The 12905-nt window shown below is 38.3% G+C and carries 16 protein-coding genes; 6 read left to right on the top strand and 10 right to left on the bottom strand.

Annotation, left to right across the window (positions count from 1 at the left end; translation table 11 throughout):
* Window positions 1-98: 98 nt before the first annotated feature.
* Entirely contained in the window at window positions 99-740 is a 642-nt protein-coding gene (locus JN080_RS07730; RefSeq protein ID WP_256235494.1) for a spore coat protein, read from the top strand.
* A 91-nt stretch (window positions 741-831) separates the two neighbouring features.
* Here JN080_RS07730 and JN080_RS07725 read toward each other — a convergent pair whose 3' ends face one another.
* Window positions 832-1077: a hypothetical protein gene (locus JN080_RS07725; RefSeq protein WP_256235362.1), complete on the bottom strand. Its 246-nt coding sequence runs from the start codon at window positions 1075-1077 to the stop codon at window positions 832-834.
* A gap of 189 nt (window positions 1078-1266) precedes the next feature.
* On the opposite strand from JN080_RS07725, the gene JN080_RS07720 reads away from it, so the two are divergent.
* A complete protein-coding gene (locus JN080_RS07720) occupies window positions 1267-1884 on the top strand; it encodes a YitT family protein (RefSeq protein ID WP_256235361.1) in 618 nt (205 codons plus the stop codon).
* An 11-nt stretch (window positions 1885-1895) separates the two neighbouring features.
* Here the strand turns inward: JN080_RS07720 and cysC are convergent, their stop codons facing one another.
* From cysC to JN080_RS07695, 5 genes are read right to left on the bottom strand one after another with little or no spacing between them, the layout of a single operon-like run.
* The gene (cysC, locus tag JN080_RS07715) at window positions 1896-2495 is read right to left on the bottom strand and encodes an adenylyl-sulfate kinase (RefSeq protein WP_256235359.1); all 600 of its coding nucleotides are present in this window, start codon (window positions 2493-2495) and stop codon (window positions 1896-1898) included.
* Between the two features lie 13 nt (window positions 2496-2508).
* Window positions 2509-3657, bottom strand: a complete 1149-nt coding sequence (sat, locus tag JN080_RS07710) for a sulfate adenylyltransferase (protein WP_256235358.1) — start codon at window positions 3655-3657, stop codon at window positions 2509-2511.
* A 43-nt stretch (window positions 3658-3700) separates the two neighbouring features.
* Window positions 3701-4411: a phosphoadenylyl-sulfate reductase gene (locus tag JN080_RS07705; protein ID WP_256235357.1), complete on the bottom strand. Its 711-nt coding sequence runs from the start codon at window positions 4409-4411 to the stop codon at window positions 3701-3703.
* Between the two features lie 2 nt (window positions 4412-4413).
* On the bottom strand, window positions 4414-4983 hold the full coding sequence (locus JN080_RS07700) for a histidine phosphatase family protein (protein WP_256235356.1): 570 nt from the start codon (window positions 4981-4983) through the stop codon (window positions 4414-4416).
* Window positions 4949-5734 carry a phosphosulfolactate synthase gene (locus JN080_RS07695; RefSeq protein WP_256235355.1) on the bottom strand — a complete coding sequence of 262 codons (786 nt, stop codon included), beginning with the start codon at window positions 5732-5734 and terminating at the stop codon, window positions 4949-4951. Before JN080_RS07695 ends, JN080_RS07700 begins: the two co-directional genes overlap by 35 nt.
* 189 nt (window positions 5735-5923) lie before the next feature.
* On the opposite strand from JN080_RS07695, the gene JN080_RS07690 reads away from it, so the two are divergent.
* From JN080_RS07690 to JN080_RS07675, 4 genes are all read left to right on the top strand, one after another.
* Entirely contained in the window at window positions 5924-7144 is a 1221-nt protein-coding gene (locus tag JN080_RS07690) for an MFS transporter (RefSeq protein WP_256235493.1), read from the top strand.
* 36 nt (window positions 7145-7180) lie between these two features.
* Entirely contained in the window at window positions 7181-7468 is a 288-nt protein-coding gene (locus JN080_RS07685) for a hypothetical protein (RefSeq protein WP_375141601.1), read from the top strand.
* 137 nt (window positions 7469-7605) lie between these two features.
* Window positions 7606-8370, top strand: coding sequence for a sulfite exporter TauE/SafE family protein (locus JN080_RS07680; RefSeq protein ID WP_256235353.1), 765 nt, complete (start codon window positions 7606-7608; stop codon window positions 8368-8370).
* Between the two features lie 117 nt (window positions 8371-8487).
* Entirely contained in the window at window positions 8488-8763 is a 276-nt protein-coding gene (locus JN080_RS07675) for a DUF2619 domain-containing protein (protein ID WP_256235352.1), read from the top strand.
* 54 nt (window positions 8764-8817) lie between these two features.
* Here JN080_RS07675 and JN080_RS07670 read toward each other — a convergent pair whose 3' ends face one another.
* From JN080_RS07670 to JN080_RS07655, 4 genes are read right to left on the bottom strand one after another with little or no spacing between them, the layout of a single operon-like run.
* Window positions 8818-9909, bottom strand: a complete 1092-nt coding sequence (locus tag JN080_RS07670) for a GerAB/ArcD/ProY family transporter (RefSeq protein ID WP_256235351.1) — start codon at window positions 9907-9909, stop codon at window positions 8818-8820.
* On the bottom strand, window positions 9906-10130 hold the full coding sequence (locus JN080_RS07665; RefSeq protein WP_256235350.1) for a hypothetical protein: 225 nt from the start codon (window positions 10128-10130) through the stop codon (window positions 9906-9908). Before JN080_RS07665 ends, JN080_RS07670 begins: the two co-directional genes overlap by 4 nt.
* Before the next feature lie 4 nt (window positions 10131-10134).
* Window positions 10135-11289, bottom strand: a complete 1155-nt coding sequence (locus JN080_RS07660; protein WP_256235349.1) for a Ger(x)C family spore germination protein — start codon at window positions 11287-11289, stop codon at window positions 10135-10137.
* Entirely contained in the window at window positions 11286-12842 is a 1557-nt protein-coding gene (locus JN080_RS07655; protein ID WP_256235348.1) for a spore germination protein, read from the bottom strand. Before JN080_RS07655 ends, JN080_RS07660 begins: the two co-directional genes overlap by 4 nt.
* Between the last annotated feature and the right edge of the window lie 63 nt (window positions 12843-12905).

The raw sequence follows: 12905 nt of genomic DNA, 5'->3' as shown, positions 1-12905 counted from the left end.
CAGCAACAGAGACACATAACATTAACGAATAATTCTTAAGTCGTAAAACATACTAACTTCGTACCATCTCATTGTTAAAAAAGGAGGAATGTAAATTGATGCAAAACCAACAAGGTCAAATGCACGAAAATTTGAACACAGGGGCTGTCCCACAACAATTGAATCACGGCGGTCATGAGATAATGGATGTCCAAGAAGTGTTGTCTGGTGCTCTTGATACATTGAATTTATATATGATGTTACGCCCACAAATAAAAGACCAAGAATTAATCGATATTCTTGATCGTCAATATCAGTTTATAGCCGACGAATATAACATCACCTTAGATTGCTTCAAATCAGGGCAAGATCCATCAAAACCAACCCAAAGCTATAAAATGAAACAAAGTAATGATTTTATCTACGGTCTGAAACCTACTCAGCCAAGAAAACCGGTGCAATCTCTTTCTGAAATCACCGATGCAAATATTTCATGCAGCATGCTGGGGGCTGTAAAGTCTACTGCAACCATGAAAACAATGGCAGCACTTGAAACGACAAACCCTGTCGTACGGCGCGTTCTTGCTGATTCGATTCCAAATTGTATTGAAATGGCTTACGAACTTTCTAGTTACCAAAATAAGCATCACTATTATCAAGTTCCACAGTTCGCTCAGCAGGATGTTCAGCAAATGCTCAATATGTTTGCGCCTGCTCAATTGCAGCCGCAAATGCAAACAAATAATAACATGACACATTAAGTAAACAAGCGGACTTTTAATTATCGCGGAATAGCTCCTATTCCGCGATTTTTTTGATTTAAGGCCGAATTAGGATAATACTTTTCTAAGCCTATTGTTGATTCTTGCAAAATAATCCCTGATAGCATTCCGTACAATAAGTCCCCTGATTGGTAATAACTGTCTTATTCTCCTCATGCTCTTTTATGCACCGAACACACTGGTATTTCCTTCCATCATATTGATGCATAAAATCTAATTCAATGGAAGAAGCAGCTGGGCTACTGTACCTTTCATTATCTAGTTCTTCTCCCCAGAGCGTCTTTTTAAATTCCCTACGCACTTGGTCGAATCTCATCTTATCGCCTCCCCATAAATTTTATGCTTCCTCCTGGGATTATTGCCATTAAAAACACAATCTCTGTCCGGATTAGCAAAGAGCATAAAAAATCAACATATTCAATCATCCTCATTCATAAAATGGACAAGGAAGGGGAGGAATGAATGTGGAGTCTATACTTTATTTTACGGATTATTTTTACTAACGATGAAAAAAAAGCTCCTCGTCTATTTTTGTTTATTTTTTGGAGCCTTCTTACAAGGAACGTCCATGTCCTTGTTCTTGTTTCCACACTCAATCCCTTCAGGAGGGGCAGCAGGTTTAGCTCTCCTGTTGAATCATTGGTTTCATCTCTCCTTAGGCTTTTCCTTATGGTTAGCAAATGTTGTTTTTCTTTTTTTTGCCTTGAACTATTTTGGATATACATGGACGTTGCGAACGATTATTTCTGTCGCAACAACCTCAATGACCATTACGCTTTTAAGTGCTCAGATTACGTTGGAACACGTCAACATTGTATTCGATATTTTAGGAGGCAGTATTTTTTTTGGAATTGGGGTGGGCATTCTCATTCGCGCTGGAGCTTCTAGCGGCGGGATGGTCATACCAGCACTCATGATCGCTTCCTACAAGAAATGGAGCCCTGGAAAAGTGATGATGGGCATTAATCTGTTCATTTTTTTGTTAACTGGACTTATCATTGATTATAAAATTGTGATTTATGCGATTGTTTGTCAGTTTCTTTCAACCAATATTATTGATTTTATTTATACATTTAAGCTTCCAAAATTGAATAGCCTTTCTCCAACTTGGCGAAAAAAATAGAAGACCCTCTATTACAGGATCTTCTTTCCTTTTAAATAGGCGAATATTTGGTGGATCGATTCCTCAATTGTTGTTGCATTGGTTTCAATGATGATTTCCGGGTGATCAGGAATCTCATAAGGGGAGGTGATTCCTGTAAAATCTGGAATCTCACCTTGCCTAGCCTTTTTATATAAACCTTTTGGGTCCCTGTCTTCACATACTTGGATGGGGCAATTTAAAAAGATTTCGATGAATTCTTGATCATCAAACATGCTTCGGACAACATCACGATCCTTTCGAAACGGAGAAATAAAGGCCGAAGAAACAATTTGACCACTGTCGACGAACAGTTTAGCTACTTCCCCTATTCGTCGAATGTTTTCTTTTCGATCGTAATTTCCAAAACGTAAATCCTTATTTAACCCATGGCGGATATTATCACCGTCAAGAACGTAACTCCTGAAACCTTGTTTATATAATTGATAATCTACAGCATTAGCCAGGGTGGATTTCCCTGACCCCGATAATCCCGTAAACCAAAGCACACAGCTTTTATGGCCATTTAAAAGCTGGCGGTCTTTTTTGGTAACAGTAGATTGATGCCAGGTTATATTGTTTATTTTCTCCATTTTCTACACCCTTTTATTTAATCGAATATACTTCCTTCATTCCCTGGATAAGTATTTCCACTACTTCAGGACGACTAAATTCTTTTGGTGGCTGCACACCGTTTTTCAACATCCCTCTTACTTTTGTACCTGATAATACCACATGGTATTTTGTTTCATGCGGGCATGTTTTTTCAGATGCCATGTTTTCACACTTTTTGCAGTAAAAACTATTTTCGAAAAAGAGCGGTGTTATGCCAAGTTCTCCTTCACTAAACTGGCTAAATATTTTTTGGGAATCATAGGTTCCATAGTAGTTCCCTACACCAGCATGGTCTCTACCAACAATAAAATGGGTACAGCCAAAATTTTTCCTGACGATCGAGTGAAAAATAGCCTCTCTAGGCCCCGCATAGCGCATGGCTGCAGGAAATACAGATAAAAACACCCTGCCCTTCGGATAATAATTTTCAAGTAAAACCTGATAGCTTTTCATCCGGATATCGCTTGGGATATCATCCGCTTTTGTCTCACCCACAAGTGGGTTTAAGAAAAGGCCATCAATGGTTTCCAATGCTGTTTTTTGAATATACTCATGAGCACGATGAACTGGATTCCTTGTTTGAAAGCCAACAACTGTTTTCCAGCCTAATTCTTTAAACTTAGCCCTTGTTTGAAGAGGGTCAAGGTAATGAGTTGAAAACATCCCTTTTTCGGGTTTTTTTATCATGGTGATAGGTCCGCCAATATAGACATCAGACCGTTCGAATAGTTTCCTTACTCCTGGATGGGCATCGTCAGCAGTTCGATACACCAAAGTTGCTTCTAATCTTTTATTAGGAGAAAATTTTTCCACTACTTGCATAACACCATAAATCGTGCCTTTATGGATAAGATTGATGGTTTCCCCGATAGAAAGCTCATCTGCTTTTTTTTGGTTTACTGCTAATGTAATCGGCAGGGACCACGGGAGTCCATTTGAAAGTCTCATTTGCAGTACAACCGAATTATAGTCTGCTTCTCCCATAAATCCTTCTAATGGACTATATGCCCCATTTGCTATTAATTCCAAATCGCTAATTTCCAAATTATCTAGTTCCACCTCATTTAGCAAAAGATCGCTCGAAAAATCAAGATCGACTCGATTTACCAATATACCGCCATGTGGCACACTTTCCTTCACAGTTCATCTCTCCTAGTAATGTGATCCCTTGAACAAAAGACCACTATTGTTGGTGAAGTCCGCACTCCGTTTTGTTGTGACCTGTCCAGCGACCTGCACGAAAGTCATCCGTTTCCATAACAGGAAATGTACAAGGGGCGCATCCGATACTTGGATAACCTTTGTCGTGCAACGGGTTATATGGCAATTTGTTTAACTGGATATAGGTCATGATGTCGTCCCAAGACCAATGAATGAGTGGACAAATCTTTATTTTCTGAAATTTATCATCTTTATTTATATATTGTGTTTTCGACCTTGAGGGAGATTGTTCTCGTCTTAAACCAGAGATCCATGCTTTTGCATCACTTAATGCTTCCTTCATGGGGACAACCTTTCTCATGTGGCAGCAAAGATTAGGATTAAACCTCCAAAGCTCTTCTCCATACCACTTCGTTTGCTCTTTCAACGAAATTTTTGGTTTTACTAACTTAATGTGTAATAAAGGGTAACGTTCCTTAACCTGTTCAATTACTTCATAGGTTTCTGGAAAATGAAGCCCTGTTTCTAGAAAAATTATTTTTGCTGTTTTATTCACTTTATAAATTAGGTCAATTAAGACGATGCCTTCAGCGCCAAAGCTGCACGAATAAATAATCTCTTCTCCATATTCCCGATACACCCATTTTAAGATATCTAAAAAGTCAGGCTGACCTTTAAAAATGGTCTTTACTTTTTTTTCATCCCAATTTTCATATGTTAACATCTCTGACAATTTTAGAGCCCCCCATCCCCATTTCCGTTCCAAGGCGATGTCGGATTTATTGATATGGTAATACGTTCATTGTTAAGAACAATTATTTTATTCATTGCATTGATATCGCCATATTTCTGATATGATAATAAGGCTCGGATCCACGAACCATGTCCGAACACCAAAAGGTTTTGATATCCCCTGTATTTCCCTAAAAACGTACTAATTCGTTCTTCAAGATGTTGAATGCTTTCTCCTAAAACTAATGCCTTCGGATTTTTCAGCCATTTATCTCCAAATTTATCCATTAATATTTCTTTTGGAATCCCTTCAAACTGGCCAAAATCCAATTCATCTAATAGTGCATCAGTTTCTGCTTCGTACCCATACAGTTTGGCTGTTTGGTGGGTTCGTTTTAATGTACTGGCTAATACCAAATCGAAGGGAGAAAGCTTTTCTAAATCACGTTGATTAGCTTCTATCATTTCTTTGAGCTCTTCTGTCGGGGACGAAATGCCAATATCCCTTTTTCCTTGCAGCCATGTTTTTTTATTCCATTCAGTTGGAAGATGTCGGATTAAGGTAATTTGCATACTGGTCCTCCATATAAAACGTTTCACTTCTTAGTCCACAACGTTGAGCTTCTAAGACTAAGACATCGTTCAGTTTTACATTCCCTAAATTTACATTTGGGCCAACTTCCCTAATAAAATACATTTGCTGCTTAGAAGTAGGGGCTTCAAAAATAATCTTCTTGTCATCAACAGTATTTGTTAATTCACGAATTAATCCAGGTTTTATCGCACCGTTTTTTTCATATATCCCGGAAGTACCTGATTCCCTGCCTTCTGTGATCACGTAATCACAGCCTGCTTCTAATAGGAGAATAATTTCCTTTCTCCATTCAGAAACCTGCATATCCTTATCTGCATCCTTTGAGCCCACCTCAGCAATGATATGAAAGTCATTTTTTAATTGTGTTATAAAATTGAGGCGTTCTTGAAGCGGAATATCTAATGTTCCATTAGATATTTCTATCCAATTTATCCCTAATTGCCGTAAAAACTTTAGATATTCAGGGATTTTTTTTTGATAATAACATTTTTCAAAAAAGGTTCCTCCACAATAAGGTTTAATACCACTTTCCTTGTAGAGGCTAATTTTATTCTCTAAGTTAGGCGTTACATAGGCAGAACCAATACCAATTTTTGCAATGTCTATAATATGGCTGTAGTCGGTTAAAATATGTTTCAATTCACCAATTGGGGTTCCGAAATCAATTACCGAGGTTAAGCCATAGGATCTAGGTCTTAAAGTCCTATCTGGTATTTTTAAAAAATCCATAGGGAAAACGCCTCCTCTTTTTTTCTAGGATAGAGTATTCAAAAATTGGGTGAATGTGTAAACAATCGTTTTTTTCTATCCAAATTAGGCATTAGCCTTGAATAAACAAGCACTTTCCTTCAAACAATAGGAAAAGTTATTTCACATAGATAGGGGTGTACATCGTTGCCAAAGCAAAAGCATAAAGGTATGACTATTTTTGCCATCAGTTCAATCCCAATGATCCTTGTTTTGGGGAACTCCATGTTGATTCCGGTCCTTCCAAAAATGAAAACAGAGCTGAGTGTTTCTCAGTTTAAAATTAGCTTAATTATTACCGTCTTTTCGATTGCAGCTGCGGCATGCATTCCAGTTCTGGGTTATTTATCAGACCGCTTTTCACGAAAAGCCGTGATAATTCCATCACTCATTTTATATGGACTCGGCGGACTGTTAGCAGGAGCTGCAGCAGAATGGTTTGCAAATGAATATATGTGGATTCTTGCCGGAAGGGTTTTACAGGGAATCGGAGCAGCCGGAACTGCACCAATTGCCATGGCATTAACAGGAGATTTATTTAAGGGGGCAGAGCAAAGCAAGGTTTTAGGTTTAGTCGAGGCCTCAAATGGGTTTGGTAAGGTAATAAGTCCAATTTTGGGTTCATTGCTTGCCATCCTATTCTGGTACGCAGCCTTTTTCGCCTTTCCGATTTTTTGTCTCGTTTCCATTATTTTGACAATTATTTTTGTAAAGGAAAAGAAAGCAGAGAAGGAACCTCCACCTCTGGGTAAATATGTAAAAGGCCTTGTTTCTGTTTTTAAAACGGAAGGGCGCTGGCTTTTTGCTGCATATATAACAGGTGCCACTTGTTTATTTACTTTATTTGGAATATTATTTTATATTTCTGATATTCTTGAAAAAACTCATCATATTGATGGAATCTTAAAAGGCAGTATCCTGGCAATTCCACTTTTATTTATGACAACCACTTCTTATATAACCGGAAGCAAAATCGGCAAAAAAATGTCGTTAATGAAAACGTTAATTGTAATGGGTTGTCTGCTAATGACGGCTTCCTTTTCATGCTTAGTTTTTTTTACAAAGCTAGTGCCGTTTTTCGCTGTTCTTGTTTTCAGCAGTATCGGTACAGGACTTGTACTCCCCTGTATCAACAGTTTTATTACTGGGTCCGTTCCTGCCGACCGCCGTGGATTTGTCACCTCGTTATATGGATCTGTACGATTTTTAGGGGTTGCAATTGGACCTCCGGTTTACAGTGCTTTAATGGCATGGTCTCGAACAGGAATGTTCTTATCAACAGCCGGTTTAACCTTGTTTGCTGGATTACTTTGCATGATCCTTATACATGTTCCGAAAAAGGAACCATCTAAAAATAACGATACCCTATTTGAAAAATTACAATTTTCGTAAGTTTAAGCTGTTGGAGCCAGAATTTTAAAGGAGTCGATGACGTTGCAAATTTATTTCTCACCAGAGGTTATAACACCCGAATACCAAGTTTTAAATGTTGTTGATTCGACAAATAAAGGGGTTGGAAATATCGCATTTTTATTTGCCGAAAAAAAGCTATATGTATATGGAATTTTGGAAGAAGAAGATGTTGGTGCGGATTTTAGAGATTTGGTCACCCCGTACTTAAAAGGATTAGCAAAAGCTAAGCCTGGACTGGATATTTTTTCCTGTTTGTACGTTGGCTGTAAAAAAATTGAACTAAATGATAGGGAACAAAAATAAACTTCCCTTGAATGTCCGGCTCATTTGCCGGATCTTTTTTTTATTTAAAATTACCAGTAACAAGGCGAATAACTATTTCATAAATTGACATATAGGTTCATCTAGATAGATAAAGGTTAGTCGGGAGTGTGCACCTAATGAGTTTAGGTATCATTGTAATGGGGTTTCTAGTTGGTTCGTTAGTCGGACTGACAGGTGTTGGAGGTGCAGCCCTGTTAACACCTGTTTTAATATTAATGGGAATTCATCCATCAATCGCAGTTGGAACAGATCTTGCATATAATTCCATCACAAAATTTTTCGGTTCTGTACAGCATTGGCGACAAAAAACAATCAATTTTAAGCTAGTAAAGTACCTCGCCATTGGAAGTATTCCAAGCGCTATTATCGCAGTAGGTCTACTTCACCTTTTCGATTCTTTTTTTCATAATCAAGAGCTGATCCTTAAACATGCACTAGGATATGTATTGATCTTAGTTGCATTCACGACACTGGCTAAAACGTTCCTTAAGAATAAATTTGAATGGAATCGGATTCAAATGAAGCCTTTGCATGAAAAACGGGGGTTAACGATAGCGATTGGCGCCATTGTAGGCTTTATTGTTGGGTTAACCTCAATCGGGTCGGGTTCTTTATTTGCACTGGCAATGCTTTATTTTTATAAAATGACACCTTCCGAGCTAGTGGGCACAGATATTGCACATGCATTTTTATTGGTAACTTCAGCTGGAATTATCCATGCAGGAATTGGTAATGTCGATTACATGCTAGTGTTGAACCTGTTGCTGGGCTCTATTCCTGGTGTTGTTATTGGAAGTACTTTATCCTCCAAGCTCCCAACAAAACCATTAAGGGCCATTTTAGCAGTAATGCTTTTAATTAGTGGGATAAAATTACTTTAATTCTTTCAGGCGGCTGATTTTTCAAGCAGCCTTTTTTATATTCCCGTAAAACTTGTCCTTTCTCGTCCTTTACCTGCATATAAATGTAGAAAGAATTTATTCTGTTTGGGGTGGGCTATGTTTTCTACAATTGAAAAAGTTGTCTTAGCTATGGGGTTATTAAGGATATTATCTGGGAGTATTGAAATCAGTGTGGCGTTTCTAATGTTAAAATTGAACAGTATTGAAAAAGCATTGCTTTTGAATAGTTCACTTGTGCTTGTAGGTCCGATTATCCTTATCTTAACAACATCGATTGGCTTGAGTGGGATTGCTGGTGAAATATCCTATGTTAAAATCCTGTTGGTGTTTTGCGGGATTGGCTTAATCCTTTATGCGGTTCTTTCTAAGTAATAAGAAAAGCGGAAGTATTAAAAAAGCCAATCACTCGATTGGTTTTTAGGGTGGTCAGTTAATCTCTTCCACCCTCTTCGCGGAGCTCTTTTTTACGAGGAGGAACAAGCTAAGGATAATTCCCTCCAAAATTAACCCCAAGGATGCCCATGTATAAAAGGAATAATGTAAAAAATTCATCGTATTCTCAAATAAGAGGACAGATAGCAGCCCTAAGATGATGGAAATGGGGAATAGAAATTTGGTGGTACTTGATTTGTGAAAATAACTTAAACAATGGTTTATTGCAAATAGAAGATAGGACAGCTTTGCAATAATCGTCGGAATCCAGACAACTACAATGACTAAGTCAATTCTATCAAGAAAATCAGTTAAATTAATTTGTTGGATTAGAATGTAAGTTGGATATGTAGTATCTTTTACAATTTTTGTTCCCAACACTGAAAGTTGGAGAAACAGAACAATAAAAAACAGGAGGAGTCCAAGGCCCGTTCCTGTTAAAACTGCTTTTCTAGCCTGCCGAACGGGATTCAAATTAGCAATAATAATTAAAAAAATGAACATTTCACCCAACCAGGAAAAGGAAAAGTAAACAGCTTGAATGAGCGACAAAATCGTTTGGAAACTGGGAAGCGGCTGTAAATTTTGCAGCTCCCATTCGTTTAACAAAAGGAAAGGAAGCATTAGAACAACGATTGTCATAATTACAACGTAAATCATATTAATTCTCGAAATGACCTCGATGCCTGACACAGCAATATACGAAATGACTAAAATCGATAGAACCATTAAAACATCAATCGGAGTGGATGGTAAGAGAACAGATGCGACAAAATCGATTAACCCACGTAAATCGCGCAGAAAGGTTAATACAGCAAAAAGGAGAAAGAAAAAAAGAAAAGCTTTCTCCAAAAAAATGCTTTTATCCCCGATTAAAAATAGGCTTTTTAACGTTGCAGCCTTCTGGTTATTCCCAAAGATCATGAAACCAAGCAGCAATAAAATAGGAACTTGAATGATCGGGACAAGCCAGCCATTCTGCCCTGAAATGGCGACAATTATCTGAGGCAGACTAATGACACTTGCGGAAAAGATAAAATTAGCCACTAAAAATACTAATTGAAAATTAGATATTTTTTGGCTCATATGTTCACAACCATTCTTGATATTCCTCCAAAGGTATTGTTTAAAAATGAGATAACAATGTTTAATGAAATATTGAGCATTATCAAAAAAGAAAGCCCTACTGTAGCAATAACTAAAAAATACACCCATTTCCGCTCTTTTTTCTCCACAATCTTGGCTTTAAGAACAATAATTATATAACCAATCAGACTAAGCCATACCACAATAATTCCTATATCCATTTTGTCATTCCTTCTCTACATTCCCGGAAGTCGTTGTCCTTTGAATATCAGCTTCGACATCAACACTTACCTTTAAACCTTGGAGTGTATTCTCCCAACCATTTTCCCAATCGCTTACCCATTTTTGATGATGGACCCGATATAGGTACCAGCCAAATCCGAATATATCCACCCCTTGCGGGTGGGCATGATCCAATATAGCATAAATCTCGTTTTTGATTTCCTTTTTCATTTTTCCAATCACCATATGGTACGTCTTCGGATCCTCTAACCGGTAGTTCCCCTCATTACCGATTAAGGTTCCAGTTGCTCTGACTTTAAGAGTAAATGCTGGTTTTCCATTTACAGTATGAAAACTTTGTTTTAGATGATTATCAATAATTTGAACAGTGACTTCATTATTATTTGTAACAGGGAAGGAAAAGGTTTTCTCTGCCATCCTTTTTCTTAGCCATATAATACCTCGGGTTTCCATTTCATTTGTAATAAATGAAAGTTTATCACCCTTTAAAACGGCAAATTTTTTCATTCGAATTTCTTTTTTACTTTTTTCATTCATCAGCAAAGAAGTCGTTTCAATCAAGGGTACTACAGCCTCCTTCCCTGGTCGCTCCAAATCAAGCATCGCGTCTCTAACAGTCACATCGATCCTTGCTTTGGCCATTTCGCGAATTGCCTCTGCAGAAAATTGCTCCATTCGCGGCTGTGCTGTTAACATTTTCATTGAATCTCCTTTTGAAATTAACAGAAACGTTGTTAATCTTGACTGCGGCTCGACTAAAATAGCGTTTAAGGACTTCGAAATGCCCCGTTTTGCCAATTCTTCACCAATAATCAAGACTCTGCGGTGGGGAAAGTAAAGCTTTCTTGATAGTCTATTTTGAATATCCTGTATACCTTGCATGATATTTTTACCCTTCCCTTGCGCGACTAGGAATGGTCCCTCTCCACTTGTACCTCCTCCCCCGCCATTTGACCCCGGGCCGCCCAATGAACTTGGCAAGGGGGCTTGAACCGTAATTCTATATCCTTCTTTTTCTAGCTTATCTTGAGCAGTAGCTACTACTATCGCCAAATCGTTTATTTCGGTACGGTCCCAACATCCTGTCAAAAAGATAGGCAAGCTGATCAAAATGAATAGAAATGCCTGTTTTTTCATGATGGATTCCCTTCTTCTCCTTGGCTAGGACTTGGTTGTAAATGATCATTTTGTCTCGTCACATCGCCCTTTACCGTTTGATCGGGTCTCTGATCCATCGCCCACCATGGCACACGAATAAATACATCTTTTAGCGATTGTGGGTTCATTGGAGCGAGCGGCCAGAAATATGGGACACCGAACGAGCGCATTTTGCAAAGGTGTGTCAGAATAATCACCGTTCCAAGGACAATTCCAAATAAACCAAACATCCCTGCCAAAAGCATTAATGGAAATCGAAGCAGTCGTATAGAAATAGCCATATTGTATCTTGGCATTGTAAAGGAGGAAATCCCTGTTATTGATACAACAATAACCATTGGAGCAGATACAATTCCAGCCTCAACTGCCGCCTGCCCAATCACTAGAGCACCGAGTATACTGACAGCCTGCCCGACAACTTGCGGAAGCCTTACTCCCGCTTCCCGCAATGCTTCAAATGATATTTCCATAATTAGAGCTTCGATAAACCCGGGGAATGGTATCGCTTCACGGCTTGCTGCAATACTAAACAGCAGGGTTGTTGGAATCATCTCCTGGTGATAAGTGGTAATAGCTACATAGATACTCGGTAACTCGAGTGCAAAAAACAACAATATTATACGAAGAATTCTGAGAAAAATGGAAATATGAAAACGGTTGTAATAATCTGAACTTGCTTGAAGAAATTGCCAAAACGTAGCTGGAACAATGAGCACAAATGGTGTCCCGTCCACAATGATCGCGATTCTGCCTTCCAGCAGGTTGGCTGCTACCGTATCAGGGCGCTCGGTATTTTGGATTTGCGGAAACAAGCTCGAGGGACTGTCTTCAATAAACTCTTCAATATAGCCGCTATCCAAAACACCATCAATCTCAATCCGGTCTATCCGGCTTAGCACTTCTTTTACAAGATCAGGCGAAGCCAATCCTTCGATATACAGAATTGCTAATTCTGTGTTTGTCTCCTCTCCAATATCTCTTGAGAGAATCTTTAATCGGTTCGAACGGATTTTGTGTCTGATTAAAGCGGTATTTACTCTTAAGGTTTCGGTAAATCCCTCTCGTGGTCCCCTCACTGAAGTTTCGGTTGTCGGTTCTGCTACCCCTCTTCTTTGCCCCCCTTTTTCATCAAAAATGAGGGCCTTTGTGGCTTTGTCAACCAAAAGGAGTGTATTTCCTTTTAGAACATTTGAGACAACAGCATCAAGTTTGCAGGTTTCTTCTACAGCACTTAAAGAAATGATTTGATCCATTAGAGCATCGGCTGTTATTTCTTCGTCACTGACTTCATTTAAAATTTGCTTGATTCCACTAACCTCAATCGCCGCGGAATCAATAAAACCATCAACAAACAAAACATATGCCTTTAATTTTCCAGCTTTAAATGGACGAAAAACAACATCAGAACAATCCTTAAACAACCCCTTTAAAATCTCAATGTTCTTTTCAATATCAGCTTGGATATGTTTATTCGTTTGATCACTAGAAAGAGCAGGCTGTTTGGTTTCCATAAACTTTCGATATTTTTTCATTGGAAAACTCCGCAAGTACAAATTTAATGAATAAAGAGTTTATGGCTAAATTAACATCGTCAA

The organism is Bacillus sp. EB600, assembly GCF_024494385.1.
Lineage (GTDB): Bacteria > Bacillota > Bacilli > Bacillales > Cytobacillaceae > JAEVLT01.
The sequence above is the reverse complement of the archived record's forward strand: the minus strand, read 5'-3'. Positions and strand labels throughout refer to the sequence as shown.

Bases quoted from the DNA above. Each gene is read 5' to 3' on its own strand.
- JN080_RS07730 (WP_256235494.1), top strand. From the start codon at position 99: ATGCAAAACCAACAAGGTCAAATGCACGAAAATTTGAACACAGGGGCT.
- JN080_RS07725 (WP_256235362.1), bottom strand. From the start codon at position 1,077: ATGAGATTCGACCAAGTGCGTAGGGAATTTAAAAAGACGCTCTGGGGA.
- JN080_RS07720 (WP_256235361.1), top strand. From the start codon at position 1,267: ATGAAAAAAAAGCTCCTCGTCTATTTTTGTTTATTTTTTGGAGCCTTC.
- cysC (WP_256235359.1), bottom strand. From the start codon at position 2,495: ATGGAGAAAATAAACAATATAACCTGGCATCAATCTACTGTTACCAAA.
- JN080_RS07700 (WP_256235356.1), bottom strand. From the start codon at position 4,983: ATGCAAATTACCTTAATCCGACATCTTCCAACTGAATGGAATAAAAAA.
- JN080_RS07695 (WP_256235355.1), bottom strand. From the start codon at position 5,734: ATGGATTTTTTAAAAATACCAGATAGGACTTTAAGACCTAGATCCTAT.
- JN080_RS07690 (WP_256235493.1), top strand. From the start codon at position 5,924: ATGACTATTTTTGCCATCAGTTCAATCCCAATGATCCTTGTTTTGGGG.
- JN080_RS07685 (WP_375141601.1), top strand. From the start codon at position 7,181: ATGACGTTGCAAATTTATTTCTCACCAGAGGTTATAACACCCGAATAC.
- JN080_RS07680 (WP_256235353.1), top strand. From the start codon at position 7,606: ATGAGTTTAGGTATCATTGTAATGGGGTTTCTAGTTGGTTCGTTAGTC.
- JN080_RS07675 (WP_256235352.1), top strand. From the start codon at position 8,488: ATGTTTTCTACAATTGAAAAAGTTGTCTTAGCTATGGGGTTATTAAGG.
- JN080_RS07670 (WP_256235351.1), bottom strand. From the start codon at position 9,909: ATGAGCCAAAAAATATCTAATTTTCAATTAGTATTTTTAGTGGCTAAT.
- JN080_RS07665 (WP_256235350.1), bottom strand. From the start codon at position 10,130: ATGGATATAGGAATTATTGTGGTATGGCTTAGTCTGATTGGTTATATA.
- JN080_RS07660 (WP_256235349.1), bottom strand. From the start codon at position 11,289: ATGAAAAAACAGGCATTTCTATTCATTTTGATCAGCTTGCCTATCTTT.
- JN080_RS07655 (WP_256235348.1), bottom strand. From the start codon at position 12,842: ATGAAAAAATATCGAAAGTTTATGGAAACCAAACAGCCTGCTCTTTCT.